Below are 23,639 nucleotides of genomic sequence, written 5' to 3'. Positions count from 1 at the left end.
ATTATTTCATGAAAGAGAAAAAAGACTCCGGTAAAACTGATCGTTTACAGGTGAATATGGGCTATCATCAAACTAGTGATGTAATCCACGATCAGCAGTCTCAAGATTTACAACTCGCTTGTAACATAAAGAGAACGCCTTTAAGTTTTACAGGAGAAATCAAAGAAACTATTCTAGTGAGAGAAGCTCTAAGCGCTTTATACGAGATCGTAAGTAGTGATCTTCGTTATGTTCCTAAAGATCGTTCTAGTTATTTAGCTTATCAAAGAATGCGAAGTCAAAATAGCAATGCCAATATGTGGCAAGCACAACAAGCTTATTTTGATTGGCTCTCGCATAATGATCCTCTTGCTTTTTTAATACTAGATCCAATTATATCCGTTCATCCAGATGGTTTGTTACTTGAAGTGTTTAGTAAAGATGAAGGAAGTTATGCAAATCTTCAGCTGGATTGGTCTTTATTTAAAAGTAGCGATAAACCTAAATATGGTACGACAAATATAGACTTTTCAGAAAATTTATACTCTGCTATTCAAAAAATGCGCAGTTATCACGAAACAAAAATTTCTATACAAACACACGAAGTTAAAGTCGAAACCAAAAACGAAGATCCTGTTATTGAAAAAAAAATACAGGTGCCGTTATCATGGATTCGTGGATTTTTGCAAGTGCAATCCGCTGCAACATTAGTTAAAGAAAGAGTACTATTAGATCCAATCAATCTATACAATGTTTTGCGTCAACTACGCTTTAATAAAGACAAGAAAAAAGGTGGGCGTGCCATCCGTATAGAATTGGTCCCAGGAGAAAATATCCGCCTAGTCATGGAGCCATGGCAAAAAGTTATTCATCTTGAACAAATTTACGACGGTAAAATGGCGCAGGTTGTTAAATTGTGGGGGCGACGACGTTTAAAAATGTTGCAACGCATTTTGCCATTTGCATCATCTATTCACTTGCATTTAATAGGTAGTGGTTTACCATGCTTCATGGAACTCAAAGCGCCACAGTTTCGTTTTACTTTGGGGCTCAGTGGCTTTACAACAAATGATTGGACAAAATCTGTTCACTTTGATGCGTTGTTGCCTCGCCAAAATCAAAATATAAAATCGCTGGAAAAAATCGTTGCGTTTCTTCAAAAAAACTTTGTGGCAAGTAAAGATGAAATTGTTAAGAAAACAAAGTTATCGGAAAAAGATGTTGTACGAGGTCTACAACTATTATGTCAACAAGGCAAAGCGATGTACGACTTATACAAATACCGATTGCGGCCGTTAACAGAAGAAGATCTTGATCTAGAGAAACTCGAATATCGAAATGACAGCGAAAAAACCGCCCATGATTTTGTGAAGAAAAAACTAGTGACTATCGAAAAAGAAAATCACATTTTTGCAAAAGGAGTGGAGGTAGTTGGCCTTGTAAATGTTGCCCATGAAAAAAGAGAATACCGGCCACTACTGTTTTTAGATGTAAGTGGACGAGCTGTAAAGGCTGAGTGCACTTGCGCTTTTTATCGCAAAAACAAACTTAAAAATGGTCCATGTAGTCACCTAGTGGCTCTCTTTATGCAACACTTAATAGAAGAAGATAGTCGTCAGAAAAACCAAGACAAAATAACAGTGGAAACGAGAATATTTTCAAAACGCATTGATAATGAACAACAAATATTCCAAGTTTCTTTGGATCGCAAGCATGTTCGCAAAAGGTGGGGTTTAGATGGTGGGAAATTGCGCTTACAAAACCTAGTTTTTAACTCTGTAGAAGAAGCACGAGATGTCTACAGACAACAAATCAAAACACTAGAATCTAAAAACTATCTAGATACAACGAGGTAAAAAATGACAGATTTTCTTAAATTGTGGCAAGAAATCGAAGCGGCGGGAAATATAGACAATTACATAGAGAAGCAACTCGTAAAAAATGGTTATCTAGTCGAACGCCGCGACACTGAAAATATGAAAAAAAGTGAACTAGAAAGATATAAAAAACAACTCAAGCAAGAGGCAAAAGCAAAAAAAGAACTGAAGAAAAAAACATGGTTAGCATATAAGGCAAATCATATCGTTCACCTTGGTGAAGGTATTTTTTGGAATGATGGTGCTAATTTCGACCAATGGGATCATCCGCGTGCAGAAGAACAAGCAAGCGCCAATGAACTTCCACCTATAGATAGCCCAAAACAGCTAGCACAAGAAATGAATATAACAATAGAAGAGTTGCGCTGGTTTACTTATCATCGCGACGATGCCAAAAAAATACACTACCGTCGATTCACTATTCCTAAACGAAGCGGTGGAGAACGCAGTATTTGGGCTCCTTTGCCCAAATTAAAAGAATTACAGCGATGGGTTCTAAGAGAAATAGCAGAAAAGCTACCTATTCACGGTTCATGCCATGGATTTGTAGCTGGTCGTTCTATTTTATCAAACGCCCAAGTTCACTGTAATTCACATATGGTAGTGAGAATGGACCTAAAAGATTTTTTTCCAACATTGACATTTCCAAGAGTAAAAGGTATTTTTCGCCATGCTGGTTATCGCGAACAAATTGCGACGCTACTAGCACTTGTTTGCACTGAAGCACCACGAGAAGTAATTAAGCATGAAGATGAACTGCATTATATTTCTCTGGGACCTCGTTCTCTGCCTCAAGGTGCTCCAACAAGTCCAGCGTTAAGTAATATTGCAACTCTAAAATTAGATCGTCGTTTAAGTGGTTTAGTGAAAAAACTAGGTTGGCGTTATAGTCGTTATGCTGATGACTTGACTTTTAGTTTACCAATAGGCTACAAAAAAGGTAATTCTCAACTAGGAGTATTATTAAAATCTGTGCCAGGCATAGTGAGCGATGAAGGTTTTGAGATCAACAGAAAAAAAACCTGGGTTGCGCGAAAAGGTGGGCGTCAGTGCGTAACTGGATTAATTGTAAATGGTGAACAAATGCCACGCGTGCCAAGAAAAAAACAACGCGAAATAAGAGCAGCTATTCACAATTTACAACAAGGTAAAAAATTAAAAGAAGGCGAGACTATAGAGCAAATTTTAGGATACATAGCCTTTATCTACATGAGCCAACCACAAAAAGGAAAAGAATTACTCAAAAAGATAAAAAGCTGCGATCTCAAAAACAAAGAATAATGCTCATTAAAGATACGGAGAATATACTGTATTTTTTTTGAAGTATTAAGAATAAAATTAAAGCGTGCTTTCATAAATTTTATATATAAAAAATTATTTAAAGCGCGCTTTAAAAAAAATACAAAAAAAATAAAAATACAACTTGACTTACGAAAAATATCCGGTATACTCTTATTAGATAATTAAAACAGAACTTGAAAGTTTAGCTTGGTAGTTTACCAGGAACGGCGTAGCGCCGTTCGAGAGCATTCTTTACATTCCTGCACAAGGAAGACTGTTTCAGAACGTCATATTACTAGATATAGTGTCTAGTAAGCGACGGGCTGATGCAACTGCGCCAATCGTAGTTCCGCACACTTACTAGACACTATATCTAGTTGAGTTCAGAGAGTCTTCCATGTCCCTAGATATGAAAGTAAACTAACTCACAGTTCTAACAAAAAAAAGGTCACCTCCACTGGTGGCCTTTTGCTATTTATAGGCTCTTTTTTACATAATTTGTTGAATCATTCCATTTATTGCGATGCCCAATTAAAGTGACCTAGTGATAACCACTCTGTTATTAGGCGTGTCATGACTATTGTTGGCTTAAGAAGAAAATTTTCGCGCTGAGATACTTATTTTCAAACGACCAAGGCAAACCCGAAACAGAGAACCCCGCCGCCCGCGATAACCGAAGTAAAGTATTATTCAATAGATACAAAGACCAGGAGGGCGAAGCTCCTGCTGAGCCAAAGGCCTGTCATCATTCAAATGAATAACAGATGTTGCTAAAATATCATTGCCTTATATTATGATACTGCGAGTAGCATCAAGCCCGTTTCCGAAAATTTCTAAAGGTGGTAGAAAAATAGCGCTTGTAACGAATGTTTCTTTATTTGATAGGAAGCTTTGAAATCGGGCTCGAAAAACATTTGAACGATAACAAGTCTTAGTAATATCTATAAAATCAAAGTGTCACTTCAATTGAAGAGCGCAATAAAGTCCTTGGTGTTGAGGACTGCTCCACTAAATGTATTTAGACATCCCTACTTATAAAAATAAAGTTACTCTAACATACAAACAGTAAAAATGTGTTAGAATTGATTCTCATTTTCGTTATAAACGATTGTAGTTATCGTTTTCGTAGCGATCTTTATTTTTACATTTCCTCGGAAAAACTGATCTTTTTCAGAAACAGTTAATTTCACTGGAAATCCATCAACTGTGTAAACTAAACCAGTCTTGTCTTGCGTTTCGAATGAAAAAGCAGCTTGCTCTACGCTACCAACTCTTTCTGTACCTTTAAAAATGACAACCGCAGAATTTACTGCCAAAAAAACTTTGGCAATATTTGAGTCAATCTCGGATTCTGAATTAAAAGTTGTTTCTGAAAATTTTTGTTGTTTACTTTCATGAGCAATAAAAAGAAGTTGAGGCATCGTTAGATTTCTTAACAAACGCTCTTTGCGTTTTGGGATAGGGTTTTCGTCTATATCTGTCATAATTGGATGCTTACTACTAAAAATAAATCTACTTTCCGCAGGAATGCTATCTACGACCTTGATCTTTCCTCCTCGGCTTGTCCGCGTTTCAAATTTATGGCATATTACTTCTAAGTGAGTGATTAAACCTTGTTCTTTATGTAAAACTCTGTAAGTCACTTTTCCTTCAATTACTAACCGCTCATCATGTTCAATTAATGGAGGAATAATATCAATATCCGATACTTTTTTGATCGTTTCTGTGCATTCAAATCCTATATCTGGAACGGTGTAATTAATGGTAAATGATTGTTGTGGATTAAATCGCTCTTGAATTTTTTTCGCTTGCTGTTCTTCCACAGGAGCTTTTTCAAGTATCTTTTCCACTGCAATACTTTTTTCTTTTATTGGTTTTTCAGGCATTGTGTTGTTTGATGCTGTTTTACAACTAATTAGTAGTACAAACGTACAAGTGACCATAAATTTATTCATAAATTTATTCCTAATGTTCTTCATCTTGTGAAGATATTGGTAATAATAAAAATATAAACCACACCGATCTTACTATGTCGTATTTTTGTTTTGGAAGTGTGGTTTTATGTTGTGGGATTATATCCATAACAGTACTTTTTTCAATTCATCTTCGCTATAGATGTTAAAATTTTACTGATAAATATTAATATTAACCCAAGTTGCGACCTATAAAATTTGTCGTATAGTCTGGTATAATTACTCTTACAAATTCGATGTGCGCGGTTCGAATCTCGTGAGACGCAGTCGTGGCATATGGCACGAAGTAAGGGTAATGCAATGAATTTTAATCATGAAAAATTAGATGTATATCAAGTATCACTAGAATATACAAAAGAAACATTTAATGTGATGGAGAAAATGCCATCAGGTTACAGCTATTTAAAGGATCAGCTAAAAAGGGCATCGCCTTGAGTCCCTCTTAATATAGCAGAAGGAAATGCCAAATTTAGCAAAAAAGAGAAAGTAAGGTTTTTCTCTATAGCAAGAGCATCAGCAAATGAATGTAGTGCAGTATTCGATGTTGCCAAGATAGCCCAAATAATAGACTCAAAAGAAAAAACTACTCTATAGAATAATTTGTATGCTTTCAAAGTTAATAGTCTAATTTTCGCACATGGAATATCGATCCACGACCACGAACCTCAAAAATCGAATTGCACACATCGTTTTTTTATACTGTTATAACGACTCTTCTCTTAAAGTAGGAAAAACAAGAACGAGAAAGTCATGGAAAAAGAAATTATAATTGTTTTCTGTATATGTGATGAGATAACACAAGCGCTCAAGATTGTAGAAGATCCTCAAGTTAAAATGACTAATTCAGAAATTATGACAACAGCATTAGTTTCTATGCTCTACTTTTCTGGCAACTTTGAAAAGGACGAAATTTTTTAGCTGAACATGGCTACATCAAAAAAATGCTAAGTAAAAGTCGTTTCAATCGCCGCATACGTGCTATTGGTGAAAGTGTATGGCTTTCTCTTTTTCATTTGTTTGCTGAAATTAGTAAGCGAAACAATCTCGAGATTATATCATAGATAGTTTCCCTATTCCGGTCGAACTTGACAAAAATCTGCTAATTTTTTATATCTTGGTAAGAAGCTAAGTATTATAAAGGTCAACTGTTAATAAGATTAGACAAGATCAAATGACGCTAAATAATCTTGTTGTTTATTGAGAAGATTAACTATAATAAAGCTATGAAACTATCCGAATATGTTAATTATAAGAGAAGCTATGCGTTTAATTATTTTTATTACCCTTTTTATCATTTTTTCACTCGCGACATTCTTTGCTTTTGGTGAAAGCATTGAAATTTGGTTTCAAAGTGAACAAGGTCTAGAGTGGATACAAAAGCAAGGACATCTAGCGGGAATATACGGTGTACTGTTACTTGTCTCTGATATTTTATTGCCTATTCCAGGGACTACAATTATGGCTATTCTTGGTCAAATATATGGCCCTGTTGTCGGAGGTATCTACTCAGTTATAGGTAATATTCTTGCGGGATTTTGCACATATGCTTTAGTCAGAATAATGGGAGACAGGGTTGCGATTTTTATCGCAGGAGAAAACGTCACTAGACTACGTATTTTTTTTGATAGAGGAGGTATGTGGGCAATTGCTTTGACGCGAATACTACCAATTATTCCAGAAGTATTGTGCACTTTAGCAGGACTCGCAAAAATGCGTATGAGTTTTTTTATTACTGCTTTGCTATGTGGAAGTATTCCTCAAGCATTTATATTTTCTACTCTTGGAGCATGGGGAAAAGAACGGCCATTTTTCACTCTCTTACTTGCTACTACAATTCCAATCGTTTTACTTATACCAACATACTCTTTAATCAAAAAAAACAGTTAATTTTTTTTATTGCTCTTTTTGTACATTGAATGTAAGAAGTCTCTTGTGCGAATATTTTCTTGTTTTATTTTAATATTTTCTTCTTCTAATGTTTGAATCTTTTTGTGAAGATCTGCAAAGGCCGCTTGCACTGATTTTAAAAAATATTCATGTTGTTTTTGTAAACCGGTTACTTCTTTCATTAGTTGTTCTGTAGTTTTATTTTCTTGATCGTTTTTTGACATTTTCTTTTTGGCTTCTGCTGGCATCTTCTCTTTAAGAGCCAAAATCAAATCATTGTATGTGGCAAAACGCTTTTCAGGAGAGCGTTCTAACATACCAACAAGAATGTCCTTAACATTATCTACTTCTACTTGATAAATATCAAAATTAAAAACTAAATCTGGAGATTGGATAAATAAATCTCCTTTTATCATGCAAAGGAAAATAAGTCCGAGAGAATAGATGTCACTTTGAATAGAGTACGATGCTTCCTCTAGATAAACTTCTGGGGCAGTAAAAAAAATAGTCCCTTTTACATCACCTTTCACAGTCAAAGTAGTTACACTTTCGCCTTTTATTGATTCTAAGTTGTATAACTTTGGAACTAACATTTTCGATAAAAAAACATTTTCGAGATTCAAGTCTCGATGAAGAATACCTAATTTTTGATGTAAAATATTCAAAATTTCAGCAAGCTGATATATGATATTGAGGGCAACGGGAATTTGTATTGTGCGGCGTCTTTTTAAGTATTTATTTAATGAAATTCCCGTTGAGTTTTCCATAACATAATACTGTGGGCACATTCCATTATCAACGTCCACGATCTTGGCAAGAGAAGGATGCTGTAGTAACTGTATTTGTCTCACAAGGCGACATTCTCGCCGAAATTCATTGGTAACAATTACGTCTTTTTCACCTTGACTTGTAAGAACTTTAATTAGTAGCTCACTGTTCTCGTTTATATCATGAGCAAATATGATAGCAAAATTCTGTTGCTCTGTAATAACACGTTGTAATTGGTATTTTTTGGGAATGTAATCGAATTTTTCTTGTAGTAAATTGCTATTATTTTCCTCGTCAACAAACATAAGCAATAAATTATTAAATTCAATTGTATCATTGTGCGAAAGAAGGCGATTTTCAGGAAAGTTAGTTGCTTTTTTATTAACAACAACATTATCTGACAGCGGACAAACATAAAACTTATCTTTTTTCTGTACAATTTTCATAACTCGTTGAGAAATATTTCCTCCAAAAATCAATTCATTATCCGCTCCTACGCCAATAAAAACAGTAGTTTTATTTAATGGATAATCATGTTCCTCGTGCCTAATAAAGCATTTTCCAGGCATATCTCGCTCTCCTTTGTAAGTTAAACATGTAATTTGAATACTTTTATCTTAAATTCCCAATAAACATGCGGGCACCGAAAGCTTAGCTCATGCCAAAGTTGAGCTTTACTCAACGAATTGACCATTAACTTAGTGGGCTTAAACATACAGATAGGGCGTTCTGGGATATAGTAGGCGAACCGAGAGTACGCAAAGGCTACTTAAACGAAACACAAAAGATTCTTTAAGAGAATTACGCTTTATTTTATATATTAAGAGCTCTATTTTTGCAATAAAATTTTCTTGGTGAAACGTCTTATTTCGTATACACTCGAAAATAAAACCTATTATGAAATGGCCACAAATTTGATGTTTTTCTAGGGATAAATAAATGACTCTTCCTTTAAAAAACTATTTTTTTCATTTACTAAGAATAAATAAGATAGACACCGCTCCCATTCAAACAATTTGGAACCAAAAGTGTTCAAATAAAGAGGACGCAGAAAATTTAAAATGGCTAATCAATCATTGTATTGAAAAAAGCTATGTAAACCAAAGTATTTTGGATAGCGTGCTAAGGCAATTTTATAAGGCTCCTAAAGAAAATATTTCAGAAAATTCATCCACCTCAAATACAGTAGCTAAAAATTTTGGAAAGTATATAACTGTAGATGAACTAGGTAATGGAACAATGGGGCGCGTATTGCTCGCGTATGACCCTGATAGAGACACAAAAGTGGCATTGAAAATTATGCTAGCTGGTGAGTACGCCCAACAAGAACAAGAAAATCGTTTCTTTGTAGAAACGTCTGCGATGCAAAGATTACAACATCCTAATATTGTTCAGATATACGATGTTGGCAGGTATAATGGCATTAATTTTTTTACTATGGAATGTATAGAAGGAACAGACCTAGAGACATTTTTAAAAAGTCGTAAGTTTAGTTCTCGTCGATGCGTAGAAATTTTTATTAAAATTGCAAAAGCAATTCAACATGCTCATAAAAAACAAATTTTACATCGCGATATAAAACCAGGAAATGTAATTATGCGCAATGATAAAGACCCAGTAGTTACTGATTTTGGTCTGGCGCGTTTTACTCGCGAAGGATCGCGCCTGACCCAAACAGGCTCTCTAATTGGAACTCCTGCTTATATGGCTCCTGAACAAGCTCGAGGAAAAACAAAGCTCATAGATCAGCAAACAGATATCTATGCTTTAGGAGTTACTTTATATAAGATGCTTACTCAGCAGCTTCCATTTACTGCTCCGACACCTCTTGGTACATTGCATAAAGTGGTTAATTCATCGCCAATTCCCGTCAGAAAAATCAACCCTATTATTCCCCAAGATCTTGAGAATATATGTATGAAGGCTATCGCAAAAGATAAAAAAGATAGATTTTTGTCTGTAGAGGAAATGGTAAAAGATTTACAGCGCTTTTTAGATGGAGTGAGTATTGTCACACCTCAATCATCTTCTAGTTTGAAGAAAATATCTTTTTGGACACATCAACATAGATATTATATTGTTTTATTTACTATATTGTTTGTTAGTTTAATCGGAAACATCTATGCAGTGTTAAAATCAAAATCTTTGATAGAGCACATCGATATACTAAGGCGAAATACTAAAATCGTTTTACCCGAACCTTTAGATACAAAAAGTTCTATTTTGGTTTCGGCAAAGACAAGTAAAGTCGATCTAAAAATTGCTTTACCGCCAGGAATCGTAGAAATACATACAAAAAATAAACAGTTTCCTTGGGATCCCAAAATAACACAATTCGGTATGGAAATTCCTTTAAAATATGGAGAAAATTCACTAAAAATAACTTTATTTACTCAGTCAAAACGCTATTACAAACTAATTCGAAAAATTCATCGTACTCAACAAAAAAATTTGGCACTATTTCTTGATAATACAGCCAGGTTTTCCAAGGCTAAAGTAAATAAAATAACTCCATTACAATTACAGTGGAAGTTTTCTGTAGAGAATGCGGTAATAACCTTTTCTCCTATAGTTTTAGACGATTGTATATTTTTTGGCTGTCGCGATGGCTTCTTTTACTGTGTAAACGATCAAGGTGAACTTCTGTGGAAGTTTAACTCTGTTTCCCCTATTAAAGGCTTTGCGTCTATTTCTAATGGTATTGTCTATTTTGGTAACGAGAGCGGAGGTATTTACGGTTTAGATATCTACAACGGACAAAAATTGTTTCATTACGATATAAAACAGTCACTACGTTATTCTCCTCTGATCATAGAAGATACCCTTTACGCAAACGCAGAAAAAGATTATTTCTACGCTATAGATTTAAAAACATCGCAAAAAAAGTGGGTTGCGCCATTAAACGGTGCCTCAATATACTCCTCACCATCTCTTTGCAAAAATGGAATTATTCTTTCTACATACGATGGACAAGTTTACTGCTTAGATATCAATAACGGTAATACATTGTGGAAGAAAGACTTAAAAGCAAAGACCTATAGTTGTCCAATTATTAAAGGAGACAATATATATATTTCGCTATACGGCAAACTTGTAGTTTTAGATGCCAAAAACGGCAAACAGAAGGAAGTGTGTCCTTTGGAAGGAAAGATCTCTTCTACTGGCGTTTTTTATAATAACAAGATTTGGATTACAAATAGATCTGGTCTTATACAAAGCGTAGATCTAAAACAAATGAAGGTTATAGATCGAATAGATTCACAACAGCGAAAAACGATACTGAAAATAAAAAAAAACATAGATAATTTAGTGCGGTCATCTCCAGTAATTGCTGGCGGTGAGATATTTATTAACAGCAACCAAGGTTTTTATTCCGTAAATTTAGAAAATGAAGAAATAGTATTATATCACCTAGTAGACAGACGATCTTCTTACAATAAATCTTCACCGGTCATCTATAAAGACAATATTTATATTACCAGCGCTGATGGTTATTTGTATGCATACAAAAAGAAAGAATAGAAATTTGTGTTGTTTGCAATAAATCGCGTAGGCCTAATTGATTTTCACAAAACACTCATATCTGATAGGTGTTCTTGCATTTGTTAACGCTGTCTTGTACGACGGAAGATTTTGGGCGTCAATTGTTCCCCAAATAAAGCTATTTTTAGTAAACAAAGTAACAAATTTTCTCTGAATAGCTTTAGCTAAACCCTGCCCTTTCAGTTTTTTTTCAATATAAATTTCATTAAAGTAAATGCCTGGATGATCTAAAAAAGAACTTTTTTCTGCCGCAATAAGACCGATTCTTTCTCCTTTGTAAATAACAAATTTAAGAAGACCCTGATCTAACGAAGTTCTCATAGTATCAAGATCGTTAACAGTAACGCGATCTTTCAATTTCGGAAAATCACAATGAAACGCATCATAGCCTTTTTTATACCAATCATAGTAAGAATGATCACAAATATCTTCAAAACTTATTTGCTTCTCTTTATTCCAAGGAGGAAGTTCTTGCATGTTTTTTGATGTAGAGACCATGTAAACACAACCTAAAGAGGTACCTTCTAATTGGATATTACTCCAAAAATTGACATACAAAGGGCAAAACATTTCGAATTCAGCTTTTACTTTTTGGTAAACATACACTACTTCTTCTTTAGAAGATAATGAGAAATTTGGTTGAAAATGAACAAAAGGAAAATCCCGATTTCCTCCGAAATGACGAATTCCGTAAATAACTTTTTTTCCAGTGCCTAACGACAAAATTTTTTCAGTGTAGTCATTGCTACAAGAGCCATCAATTTTAAAATACTCGTGTCTTTTGTCTTTCACTTTTGGTAAGTTAAGTTCGTTTATATTTGCGCTTATTTCATCTTTTAGAAAAAAGATAGCCTTCTCTTTACATATATTCAGATGCGAAAATGTAAATGTATTCAGCGAAGCTTTAGCAAATAATAATAGATCATTGTTGTTTATCATAAAAATCTCTAAAATTTAGGGACAAATTACTAGGGCGTGTCATCATTCAATACAGATAAAAATATAACGGATTCATTTAATGATACGCCAGTAGTATTGAGCCCGAGCCCGTTTGCGAGCCCGCGCCCGAAAACTTTTTGAGAGCGACAGAAAGTGATTTATTGGTTCAATACTAGTTTTTTGCGATGGAAAAAGAAACTTTGCTTCTTTGATAAATTGTTAGTGAAAGTTTCGGAAACGGGCTCGGAAACGGGCTCGGGCTCGAAAAAACACACAATATTTTGAATGATGACACGCCCTAATACTACAGTTGTAACTAAGTACAGTTCCTTATTTTTCGGTGTTTCTAGCTGTTTACAAATAACAGTATTTTTTGCTATTTGAGAAGAGCTATCGATAAAATAAGACCTACAGAGTGTCTAATTTTTATAGCTACCTATTTGTTATTTTAATTACAACTGTAGTACTAAATAAGGGAGGTGGTTGAAAATAATATACCAGATTTTACATAGAAATTTTATTTATCAACTAGGCATTTTAAACGCGCATAGTCTTAGTTCTGTAAGTGAAGAATAACGAAGTTGATGGATAAAAGAGCATGTAAAATGGTAAATTATTTTCCGCCACTTCCCTTAGTAACCTGACAAAAGTAATTACTTAATAAGTAAACTTAAAAAATACTTTGCAAGTGTTCCATTGCATCTTTTTCTTGCTCGGATAATTTTAACAATATTTCAGAAGCTTGATTTATGTATACGACATTTAAAGTATCACCTGCTTTATGAAGTAAATTTGCCACAATCGTCCATTTTTCTGCGATTTTCACAAACTCATGATGTACAAACTTTAAATCTTCTATTTTGAGCAATTCGTAGCTTTCTTTTAAAAAATCTCGGTACAAGTTGCGAAATAGTGCTCCACCAGTTCCGGCTCTTTCCATAAAGGTTGCTGTCATTTGAAAATTTTTCTTTATATCTTTAGCTTCCTGAAATAGCTTTTTGATTTCTTTGCTTGTCTTAAATATACCTTTATAACTAATGTTGCGAATGGGTGGATTGAGATAGTCTTTGGTATTATTTTTGATAGCATTCTTGACCGCTTCTTTTAAATCAATTTTCTTTTCACTGGGCTTAATTACATAACTTCGGTTTTTCGATGACATAGGACCTTTTTCGCTTCTAGCAAGTTCAAGACTTTTTAGAGAGGTTTTCACTTTTCGGCCTCCTTGCTGTTTAGTGTCTACAAGGTAAGCATATTTATTGTCGTATCCGTATATTGCAACATAATGCGCTGCAAAATGTACTTTTGTCGAGAAATATTCTAAATAGTAGCAATCCAACTTCAGTCCAACAGCTTGTCCTACTTGTAAGTATTCTGCGACATTTTTCCAAGCTTTTTTTATGGAAGATGTTTCTTTGATTTCCAAAACCAAGCCTAAATTTCGGCAAATATTAATGGTAAGAAGATCTGGTTTTACTCTACCACCAATAAAAGGAAAGTCCATCCCCTTCATATTCCAAAAAATATAGCTCAATCCTTCACCAATTCCAAAAAGCATTGGTTCCGAAAGAGTTAACTTATTTTGCTTCAAAAGACTACCAGTTGCTGTAGTTTCGCAATGTTGTCCTATAAATGCTTCAAAGTTATTTATAATCATTGTTCCTCTGTTCTTAATCTATAAAGTCCACAGCTCTTGAGCTTTTTGCAGGGTTTCTTCAATGAGAGGGCTATGTACATCAGCACGCCCACAATGATTCTCAATCCATTTTTGTGGAAAGCTCTTTTTTCCATGTAGTGCACCCATGGCAGCACCGACAATAGCAGCGATAGTATCATTGTCTTTGGTATCTGTTGCTGCACGGGTTATCGCTTGTTGTGGATCATTCCCATACTTAGTTAAAATATAAATTACTGATGGTACTGTTTCTAATAAATATGCTCCAGAGTACCAAGAATTACAAGCATCGAGCACCGAAAGGTCTTTCTCTTTCGCTTCAGCGATCCGCTTCTTGGCGAAACTATAAATTGTACCATGATAACCACGAAATGAACCTCCACGAGGTCGATAAGAAGCATCGCGTTCAAATTGTTTTGCAATTTCAACATAGGTATCTAGCCACCAACGACTTCGAGGTGGCTTGCTCATTTGCAATAGTTCACGTAGCATATAAACAAAAGCGAGGCATGCAGAAATAGAGCCGGAATCATTATGAGTCATCATTGCTAACAGCGTGGTATTCTTCCACAATAGTGCACTATCGTTTATATGCGGAATAATTATAGGGGCTATACGCATTAAAGCACCATTTCCTGCAGATTTAGGACCGCATTCATACCATGGTAAACCTTGTTTAAAATTTTTACGAAATCCCCTTACTGTTTGCCCCATACCAATAATATTGCCCTCGCAAAACTTTGCTGCAATATTTTCAGGAATAAACTCTTGATCAGCAATCATTTGTTCTAAAGTCCACATTGTAAGCTGAGTATCATCAGAAACAGAGCCAATGTTTTTGGTATAAGAAGTAATGTCACCGTGCCTCTTTTTTCTGCGATCAGGTAACAAGCCTTCTGTTGGAAAACCAAGAGCATCTCCAATAGCAACTCCCCAAATCATTCCAGTAATACGATCAAAATCAACAGCGATTTTTGTGGGAGTTTCATTTAATAATTTTCCATGTAAGATATCAATTTGTTTATTGCTAAATAAATTAGCCAAAATATTATGGTGGGTATTCATAACATTCTCACTTTTGTTTGAGGTTTTATGCGGACTTGTTGGCAAGTCCTAATTTTTTATTATTTAAATTTGTTTTATATGCGAGTCATTGTAAAATAAACCACTTACGTTATACTATATTGTCTATAAACAGTATATCACTTTAGCATCAAGTCAGAGTTTAAGAAAGGTTTTTCGCAATGAAATATATAGCGTGTTTATTTGTATGTATTTTAACATTAAATGCAAATGTATCTGTTGAAACAGTCTATTCCCATCTAAATAAATTATCTGAAGATGAAAATTTACTTCTCTCTCATAGAGATAGTGCTTCTGTGCTCAGTACTATTTGGGAATTATCTCGAAATTACACAATAGAGGACTTGTCAAACGAGGAAAACTCGGAAATAGACCATAAGCAGTCAAATGGAGCTTTTGGCGCATTTATAAAAGACCAACAAGTGTTTATTAAAACTCTAATAACCACTAACGATAAATTATACTGCATCTCTTTATCTCCGAAATATTTTGGACCAGTGTTAATTTCTCGACAAGATATAGAAAATGCAAAACACATAGCATTGCCGCAAAAATCTCAAGCTTTCAATGGCGTTACAAGTATTGTTCCAAAAATAATTACTTCAAAAAAGAAACAAAAAGTGATTGATCCTATAAATTTATTTCAGTTAGCAGGAAAACCAATTCTTGGAATATCAGCAGTTGCTGATGGTAACGCAAAAATCACTGTTAATGGTAAAGTTGTCTTCAAGCAACGTATGAAAAAAGGTCGTATCTACAAAGCTCCAAAATCACTTCCTGGATCGAAAGTTGTTTTTCAATGTACATTTAGCAAACCACTAACTAATCAGCAACTTATACATAGAGGTATTTTTGAAGTTCACTTTTCACTTGCAGCAGTAAAAATTGAAAATAGTTTCGAGTTTGCAAGAACTTCGGGAAATACAGCTGTTTTTGAAAAAGAAATAGCATTAACCTCTTCATCTAGCGTTGAAATGGTTAAACTGCCAAATGATTTTGATAGCCAAGAATCTATAGAAATTATTGGCGGCAATAACAATGTCAAGATTACTTCGCACATAGTTCCTAATCCAATTATTGGTCCACAACTTGTATTAATGGCTGATAGCAAAAGTACTTTTGACATCAAAATTCAAATCAAACTGGTGTACAATGTATTTGAAATAGAAGAAATAATACAAAGCGTACGTTACACAGGTAAAACTATCAAAATAGACCTGCAAGGAAAAGAATTCGTTTCAGGTACAGTTGAAATGACAGATATCTCAAGTAATGTTAAAGAAATGGTTTTGAAGCTTCGCAAAGATTTCATGAAATCAGATTTAGTTCAACTTATTGCTGAAAAAAGCGTTATAGAAGGGTCTACTAGTCAATTTTTTGTAGACTGTGATCTTTCGATCATGGTAAAAAAGAAATAATGAATTATTGCTGTGATTTGCTTTTCACGTTTAACGAAGTCATAGAATATATTGCGTTAGATTAAAATTAAGATGTACCACTCATTTTAATAGGTGGTACATCTCCTCAGCTTCAAAATTAACGGAGAACGTTATGTTTCGTATACTTTTATATCTGTATTTTTTAAGTATAACACTTGTATTTGCAGGAACGCCCCCTGTCACAAATTTAGAAATAGAAAAAACTCTATTTCGGTTCTCAAAAGGAAATGCCATACCAACTATAACTATCTCTACAAAAACCGACTCTGGGAGATCAGTTATTGCATCAGAATGGAATATTACTCCTGATTTACCAGCCGGTTTAACATTTTTTCGAGGGCAAAAAAAAGACAAAAGTAAATTGTTTATTCAAGGCACACCAACATCTAATTTAGATATCACTGAATTTGAAATCGCAGCGCGCAACAATGGCAATATTGTTAAAAAGCTGGGATTTAGTAAAGTCAAATTCAAAATAATTATAGAGAATATAAAAAAAATTGCCTTTACTAAAATCATTCCAGAAAACGATGAAATCAGAGCATTGTCTTTTTACGACCTAAATAACCCCGAAAGCAAAACAACATTTTCCGAAGGATACATTACTGAACGAACAGCTATTGCTTACGGTAAAAATATGTTTGCTGCCATTATTTACAATGAAGAGCAAGATACAGATAATATATACTTCTTTGACGTTGTAGATAATACAATAAAAAAAATTATATCAGAGGACCAACTATCTAGTATTCCTATCGCAATTCGTTATGGAAATGGCTTTTTCTATGTACTAGGAGAGCATGTTTTTAACGGCAATTTCGTTTTGTATTCCATCAATGAAAATAGTGATAAAATAGAAAGCGAAACGTCCATTGAGACCTCAATAGAAACTTTTTACTTTAATAACATGATTGTTTTACAAGATAAAATAGTGCTAAGTTTCTCTATAGACCAAGGAACAGTAATTGAAATACCATTAAACGATCTAACAAATCCAAAGGAAACAGCTGATATTTCATTTGAGTTTTACGCACACAATGATACTACATTAGTATTAGCCGACACCAAAAATAACAAAATGCATTTTAAAGGGGTAAATGAAGACAATTTCACTGAAGTAACGCCAAAAGAAGCAGAATTGATTATAGACGAAAATTTTGTTACGTATGGAAATGGACACTTTTGGGTTGGTGCAAAAAACCCTTTATTTGGAATATCTTTTTTAGTCCCTTTTTCAGTAATTGATGGAAAATATCAGCAAAAAGAGATGATTCCTATCGGACTTGAGAAGCCAATAGGAATTGCTTATGGTAATGGATTAATTGCTTTCGTTTCTGAAACAAAATTACAGGTTTTTTATGCTTCCAATCGTCGCAAAATTTTCGAAGCTGCGACAGAGGATACATATTTAGCTATTTCTTTTCACCACGATCACTTTTTTGTACACACTACTAATAAGACTATGCTTTTAGATACGTGCGATGTGAAAAAAGGACTCATTGAAACTGAAATTCCTTCTACCCCAGTTATTTCAAACTCTTCCCAAGAAAAATCTTTAGGTCTGATTTACAAAGATAAAGTCTGTCTATTAAATACTAAAAATTTTGAAACAACTCTCGTTAAAAATGTAATTCCCAGTAGACTAGTTAAAAAGAGCTCTACTTACTTTGTCAGTGTAAATAAAAAAGAAGCACATTTTTTTGATATCGACAAAAGGAAAAGTCATACCATTGATCTTCCAGATTATGTGCATGAAATTTCAACAGGCGAGAATTTCTTTGTATTTAAACACCTCAACAGTAGTATATTATCGGTAACAGAGGGAGAAACGTTAAAACAACTAGAATTAGCCGAGAAACCAACAGCTTTTTTAGTGCGTAATGCAAAACTATTTGCATTGCTCTCTGATAAAATAACGATTATAGACCTAAACACATTACAAGAGATTTATACATGCCCTTTTGAAGGGCGAGGAAGGACCCTAGACGTTTCAATTTATAACAATGTAGCAAGTATCTTAATCTCTGACATGGAAGATCATACAATTTTAATTGTTGATCTTCAGGAAAAGAGCCTAGTTGCAGAAATGGATGGTGTTTTTGAGGAAGACAGCACCTTAGGTCGTATATTTCAATTAACAGAAGACAAAGTACTTATCGCAAGCTCCAACAAATTGATGATATACTCAATAGAACTTCAAAAATTTATTGATGAAATAGAGCACTACCTTGATTGCGAATCATGCGCATTTGGAAATAATACTCTTGCCCTAACTTCTTGGACCGAATCGAAAGTTTTTCTTGTAAACATAAAAGATATGAAGTTTCAGGATATTAAAGTAAGAGACCCTAACAAAATTTACTTTGCTAATTCCAAATTTATGGTTAGTGATGATAATAATTATTTTAATATTATTGATTCAGTCAAAAAAGTAATTATTGGAAAAATAGATATGTTTTCCGATGAAGAATTTGAGATCTTAGAATAGTAGTAATTTTATAGCGCTAAATTTTCGGTTAAAAACGCAAAAATATCTTTTATGGCTAGTGCCTTAATATATTTTTGCGTTTTATTAGGACGCACCGGCATTTACGCTTTTATTTCTTTGCTTCTTCTTTAGGCATTTTCGCTTTTCTCAAAAAAATTAAACTCAGTGGGTACATTTCTTGGTAGTCGTTAGATTCTAGAACAATGTGGTCCTCACACACTTCTTGTAATATCCAATATCCTTCTTCTTTTGGCGTTAGCATAAATGCATTTTCTCGCGAAAGTAGATCAACTCTTTTTCCTTGGTACTTCTTTAATCGATCTTGGTATCTTTGATTAGACATAATATGTTCTTTCGTAAATATGTTTTTGACCATTGGCTTTTTTAGTATGCAGGACCTAATTTTAGTCCAAAGGAAGTTTTTGACGTTTAATTTTTTCTTTTATAACAGACAAAGATAAACTCCAGTGTTTTTGCGAAATTGTTGAGGACATATTTATAAGATGCTCAACACATGAAATATCATAGGGATCTTCGATAAAAAGCTGTTGATACAACTGCCGGCTTTTTTTCTTGTTGCACGTAGCATAGATTTTGGCGATGCGTTTCAGAAACATGCGATTGGTCGTTCGACTTTCTAATTTTGTTAAAGTCTGACAAAGCTCGTCAGTTAGCTTATTTTGCATTGATTTTATTTCAATTTTTTCTAATAAATAGTGCGGAGACGCTCTAAGTAAAAGAGCTTTCTCTAATAGTTCCACTGCTTTTTCGTATTTTTTTTGTGCACGATAGACTACTGCACGTTCAAATAGGTATTTTGAATTATGGTCAAGGCTTAGTGCGTAATCAAGATTTTGAGCTACGGTATCGATAATATCATTACTTTGGGCTTTTAGTAAGTTAATATCTTTTGTATAACGATCTTTATATAAATTGCTACCGCGAAATGGAAAAGTTCTCTGTAAGCGATTTTTTTTAAGAAAAAGTTTACGCATTTTTTTTGTATCTAATTTATATATAATTCTCTTGGCTCGTATATAAAAACCTAAAGCCACTTGCTTTTGTTTTTCAATAGACAGTTTCTTTAAGCTTTGTTTACAAATACCCAAACATTCATTTTGAGGAGTGTAAATGGCTACGCCAGCAAGGTAAACATCAAGCCCCGTCTTACGATTAAAATGCTTTTTCAATTGCTTAAGTATTTCTTTGCGCAGTTCTTTACGATAATCGATTTCCTTACGGTGTAGATCAGGAAGACTTTTACATATTTCCACAAAGAAATCATTTATAAAAGGGAAAGGATTTTTATCTATATGATCGCAAACCGCCTGTGGATGAAAATCATATATCGCTTCGGATAGTGGATGAATCACATGACTACTCAGAAATTCTTTGTACTCTTCATAAGAAAATTTTAAACCGCGTAAAACTTCAAAACTACTAAGTAAGAAAACTTCCTGCATTTGACGATATAGTAAAATCTTTAATGTTGGATTTTCCAAATGTTCTAGCAAAAACCGAATATTAATCGGCGTCTCTTCTGGAAGTAAACCATACGTTTTGATTATTTCAGGTATTTTTACTTTGCCAATATTTTCTATATTTTTTAAGAAGTGGTTCATAAAAATACCGGGATTGCTTTCCATGAAGTAAAAATATGTTAGAGAACGCATAACAATCGAAGTATTATCATCGTTTAAATAAGAAAGCAAGTCATTATCTTTTACAGTAGGCAGTTTACTCCATATACGCGCTGATAAACTCGTAATTGTAAAATTTTCTCCACGCATGATTTTCGAAAGCGTTTTCTTAAAAAACGTTTCTTTGAATATTCCGCCTACGTTTTCTTTTACAACAAGTGAGTTTTTTGGTAGAGGTATTGTTTCCAACTCGTAAACAATAGCTTTTAAAGCTATATCCGTTAATAATTCCGTACTTAACCCAAGAGTGTATGTTTTTTGCTTTGCGATATCCTTTATACTTATTTTTTGCAGTAACATGTAATAGGCATACGTAGTAAGTTTTTTGTTTTTCTGTTTTGCAATTACAGAACGTAAGTGTGTTTCAGCACCACTATTTTCGCTTAGTAGGTATAAGTAACTAGCATAAAGAATCCCAGACGCTTCTTCACTGAAATCAGAAGGAACAATCCCGACAAGACTTGTATTATGACGTTCAATAAACGAATCGATCAATAAATTACCAAGAAAGGTAGAACGCAAACCACTACATTTCTCCCACATATCTTTAGCCACTTGTGCTGAGATATTAATTAAACCATGACGAAAGGCGACTAAAGAGTTGATGATTTGACCTGTTTCATCCACAAACTTTTCCATATGTAAGTTTTCATAGTCATATACCCGCAATAACATACGCATTGCCAAATAACGAATAATAGCGTTTTCGCGTTTATCTTTTGCGATGCTTAAAACTTCCTCCACTTTAAGTTTAATTTCGTTTTGCATTTGTAAATTATCAACAAAATACAAATATGTTAGATAATAGCGAATTAGCCTCTTTGACTTTTGCTGGTAGTGATCTTTATACAAAGTGGGGTAATTTGTTTTTAAAAGACGCGCAATACTCTCAGTAACAGGTAAAGATTCGACTATCGTTTTTTGCGTAGCTTCCGGCGCTCTTTTCAATAAAGAAACTGTATTTTTATAAGAGTTAGTTTTTGTAGCTAACTGATTGCGATAATAATCTCTTTCATATTTCTTTTGCTCTTCTTGAATGACTTCTTCAAATATATCTGGTCTTTCAAACCGTTCATAATAACGAAAAATATATCGAAATGTCTTTAGTAATTGTTGGTATTTATAAAAATCGTTTTTGCATATTTTTAACAGTATATCAAATATCTGTTTTCTTTCTCCTAACTCTGCTGCGCGGATTAAATCTTGGTAGGCATTTTGCTTGTAATTGTATTTAATTACACCTAAATAATAATATAACTTGCCAACGCTAGGCTCCACAGCAATAGTGTTCTGTAATGCTAAGATGCAAAATTCAACTTGCTCTTTTTGCAATTTTGTTGGTATTTTTTCTTGTGAGCCAAGAAAAGAAATCACGCACTTTGACATTTCATACAAGGTACTTTTGTTTGGTTGGCGTTTATATGCTTGTTGGAAATAGGAAAACGCTCTTGGTAGCTCTTCTTTTGAAGAGCTTATAATACCTAGGTAGTAATACAGAGATGGATACCAAGAAAATAACTTTTTGGGCGTTGTGATTTTAGAAAATTCAATATAAGCTTGTTCCATTTTTTCCGTAAAGAAATACACTTTACCTTGTAGATAGTGTTTCATGTCATTAGAAGAGATTCCCTGTAAGTATTGCAAAGAATTATTAGGAAGATTATTAAGTGCTAGTTGCGCAGAATTGTAGTTTTCTTGATCACAGTACATTTCGATCGTTGCAATAATTAGCAACCAATTTGTTGATATATCTATGTTAGAATACTCATGAGAAAATGCACTATATTCTTTTAAGCCAAGAAGTGTCCTTCCTTTTAGAATACGTAATTGTTGAGCATAAGAGTCGCTGTTCTTTTCGATAGAATTAAGCAATATTCGCGCTTGCTCATACTGTTGGTTAAGTAATAAATTTTCAATAGATAAAATATAATCTTTTGTTGTTGTCAGTTGTATAGATACTGATTGATTTTTGAGAAAAAATATACTCATAAAAAAGAGTATTCCAATAACAAAAGGAATACTCTTTTTTAGAACCATTCTAAATTTAAATTCTCGTAATCCTTTCGCTTTGTTTCCCTTAGCAAAATCTTGTAAGTCTTGAAGAAAATTATCCATTGTTGCATAACGCAATTTTTTAGAACTCGTTGCTTTTGTACAAATAAGGTCTAAGTCATACGGAACTAATTTTTTATTAACAGTAGCGCGTTTGAGTTTTAAACTATTTAAAAGGATCTCCATATTTGTAGTTCCAGGGATCATTTTTTTCTCGTATAGTAATTCAAACAGAACTGCTCCTAATGCATAGATATCGGTTTGGCCGTCTAATTTTTCGCCATTGACTTGTTCTGGGGACATGTAATGCGCAGTGCCAATGATATCGCCCGTTTTAGTTAATTTTTTAGACTTAATATTTGCCTTTTTTGCTAAACCAAAATCAAGAACAATAGGTCTTAAATCTCTAGTTATAAAAATATTTTCAGGTTTAATGTCGCGATGAGTAATTTGTTGCTTGTGAGTATAGTTAAGTGCTTGTGCAATTTTTTGCACTATGTCAACTTTGTCTGTAAAAGACCATGAACTAGTATCTGTACTCTTTAATGTCATTCCTTCGAGAAGCTCCATCACAATAAACAATTTACCTTTAAATTCACCAGCATTGTAAATTTTTACAATACTTGGGTGGTTTAATGCTCCAAGTATATTTGCTTCACGAAGAAATCTCTTGCGAGAGATATTCTGAACTGCTCTTGGCAAAAGAAATTTAACAGCAACTACGCGCTGACTGACATCTTCAATACACTTGTAAACCGTACCCACACCACCTTGGCCTATTTTTTCGACAATAGTGTATTGTAAAAACTTATTACTTTGCATAATTATAATCCAAATTAAAGCACCACGAATATTAAAACTTTGAGTACTCAATAACGAAAGTACACTCCAAAAGTTTTTCTAGAAATAACGCCTTATTTCTAGACAGGTAACGTAAATATCGTTAGAATATTCA

16 protein-coding genes are annotated in these 23,639 nt (G+C 33.8%); 9 read left to right on the top strand and 7 right to left on the bottom strand.

Going from position 1 to position 23,639, the window contains the following annotated elements; genetic code table 11:
- Window positions 1–8 precede the first annotated feature (8 nt).
- A complete protein-coding gene (locus UABHE_RS20185) occupies window positions 9–1,835 on the top strand; it encodes an SWIM zinc finger family protein (protein WP_372365069.1) in 1,827 nt (608 codons plus the stop codon).
- 3 nt (window positions 1,836–1,838) lie between these two features.
- A complete protein-coding gene (locus UABHE_RS20180; protein ID WP_372365068.1) occupies window positions 1,839–3,137 on the top strand; it encodes a retron St85 family RNA-directed DNA polymerase in 1,299 nt (432 codons plus the stop codon).
- A gap of 1,076 nt (window positions 3,138–4,213) precedes the next feature.
- On the opposite strand, the gene UABHE_RS20175 is transcribed toward UABHE_RS20180, so the two are convergent.
- Window positions 4,214–5,092 (bottom strand): hypothetical protein, encoded by an 879-nt coding sequence (locus UABHE_RS20175; RefSeq protein ID WP_372365067.1) that lies wholly within the window; start codon window positions 5,090–5,092, stop codon window positions 4,214–4,216.
- A gap of 318 nt (window positions 5,093–5,410) precedes the next feature.
- Here UABHE_RS20175 and UABHE_RS20170 point away from each other — a divergent pair, with 318 nt between their 5' ends.
- The 4 genes from UABHE_RS20170 (at window position 5,411) to UABHE_RS20155 (ending at window position 6,997) form a co-directional block, all read left to right on the top strand.
- On the top strand, window positions 5,411–5,545 hold the full coding sequence (locus UABHE_RS20170; protein WP_372364459.1) for a hypothetical protein: 135 nt from the start codon (window positions 5,411–5,413) through the stop codon (window positions 5,543–5,545).
- 12 nt (window positions 5,546–5,557) lie between these two features.
- Window positions 5,558–5,704, top strand: a complete 147-nt coding sequence (locus tag UABHE_RS20165; RefSeq protein ID WP_372371576.1) for a four helix bundle protein — start codon at window positions 5,558–5,560, stop codon at window positions 5,702–5,704.
- 156 nt (window positions 5,705–5,860) lie between these two features.
- The gene (locus UABHE_RS20160) at window positions 5,861–6,028 is read left to right on the top strand and encodes a hypothetical protein (protein WP_372365066.1); all 168 of its coding nucleotides are present in this window, start codon (window positions 5,861–5,863) and stop codon (window positions 6,026–6,028) included.
- A gap of 342 nt (window positions 6,029–6,370) precedes the next feature.
- On the top strand, window positions 6,371–6,997 hold the full coding sequence (locus UABHE_RS20155) for a TVP38/TMEM64 family protein (protein WP_372365065.1): 627 nt from the start codon (window positions 6,371–6,373) through the stop codon (window positions 6,995–6,997).
- On the opposite strand, the gene UABHE_RS20150 is transcribed toward UABHE_RS20155, so the two are convergent.
- Window positions 6,994–8,334: a serine/threonine-protein kinase gene (locus UABHE_RS20150; protein ID WP_372365064.1), complete on the bottom strand. Its 1,341-nt coding sequence runs from the start codon at window positions 8,332–8,334 to the stop codon at window positions 6,994–6,996. The two genes, UABHE_RS20155 and UABHE_RS20150, sit on opposite strands and share 4 nt — an antisense overlap.
- A 370-nt stretch (window positions 8,335–8,704) precedes the next feature.
- Here UABHE_RS20150 and UABHE_RS20145 point away from each other — a divergent pair, with 370 nt between their 5' ends.
- Window positions 8,705–11,287 (top strand): PQQ-binding-like beta-propeller repeat protein, encoded by a 2,583-nt coding sequence (locus UABHE_RS20145; protein WP_372365063.1) that lies wholly within the window; start codon window positions 8,705–8,707, stop codon window positions 11,285–11,287.
- A gap of 33 nt (window positions 11,288–11,320) precedes the next feature.
- On the opposite strand, the gene UABHE_RS20140 is transcribed toward UABHE_RS20145, so the two are convergent.
- From UABHE_RS20140 to UABHE_RS20130, 3 genes are all read right to left on the bottom strand, one after another.
- A complete protein-coding gene (locus UABHE_RS20140) occupies window positions 11,321–12,247 on the bottom strand; it encodes a hypothetical protein (protein WP_372365062.1) in 927 nt (308 codons plus the stop codon).
- Window positions 12,248–12,917: 670 nt separating this feature from the next.
- Complete coding sequence (locus UABHE_RS20135) at window positions 12,918–13,904, bottom strand: BtrH N-terminal domain-containing protein (protein ID WP_372365061.1); 987 nt, start codon at window positions 13,902–13,904, stop codon at window positions 12,918–12,920.
- 18 nt (window positions 13,905–13,922) lie between these two features.
- Window positions 13,923–14,987, bottom strand: a complete 1,065-nt coding sequence (locus UABHE_RS20130; RefSeq protein ID WP_372365060.1) for an ADP-ribosylglycohydrolase family protein — start codon at window positions 14,985–14,987, stop codon at window positions 13,923–13,925.
- A 179-nt stretch (window positions 14,988–15,166) separates the two neighbouring features.
- Here UABHE_RS20130 and UABHE_RS20125 point away from each other — a divergent pair, with 179 nt between their 5' ends.
- Both UABHE_RS20125 and UABHE_RS20120 read left to right on the top strand, forming a co-directional pair.
- On the top strand, window positions 15,167–16,423 hold the full coding sequence (locus UABHE_RS20125) for a hypothetical protein (RefSeq protein ID WP_372365057.1): 1,257 nt from the start codon (window positions 15,167–15,169) through the stop codon (window positions 16,421–16,423).
- A gap of 133 nt (window positions 16,424–16,556) precedes the next feature.
- Entirely contained in the window at window positions 16,557–18,932 is a 2,376-nt protein-coding gene (locus UABHE_RS20120) for a hypothetical protein (RefSeq protein ID WP_372365056.1), read from the top strand.
- Window positions 18,933–19,041: 109 nt separating this feature from the next.
- On the opposite strand, the gene UABHE_RS20115 is transcribed toward UABHE_RS20120, so the two are convergent.
- Together UABHE_RS20115 and UABHE_RS20110 are read right to left on the bottom strand one after the other, a co-directional pair.
- A complete protein-coding gene (locus UABHE_RS20115) occupies window positions 19,042–19,275 on the bottom strand; it encodes a hypothetical protein (RefSeq protein WP_372365054.1) in 234 nt (77 codons plus the stop codon).
- Between the two features lie 61 nt (window positions 19,276–19,336).
- Entirely contained in the window at window positions 19,337–23,506 is a 4,170-nt protein-coding gene (locus UABHE_RS20110; protein WP_372365052.1) for a protein kinase, read from the bottom strand.
- Between the last annotated feature and the right edge of the window lie 133 nt (window positions 23,507–23,639).

The organism is Candidatus Uabimicrobium helgolandensis, from assembly GCF_041508025.1.
Classification (GTDB): domain Bacteria; phylum Planctomycetota; class Uabimicrobiia; order Uabimicrobiales; family Uabimicrobiaceae; genus Uabimicrobium; species Uabimicrobium helgolandensis.
This window is presented reverse-complemented; position numbering and strand designations above follow the sequence as displayed.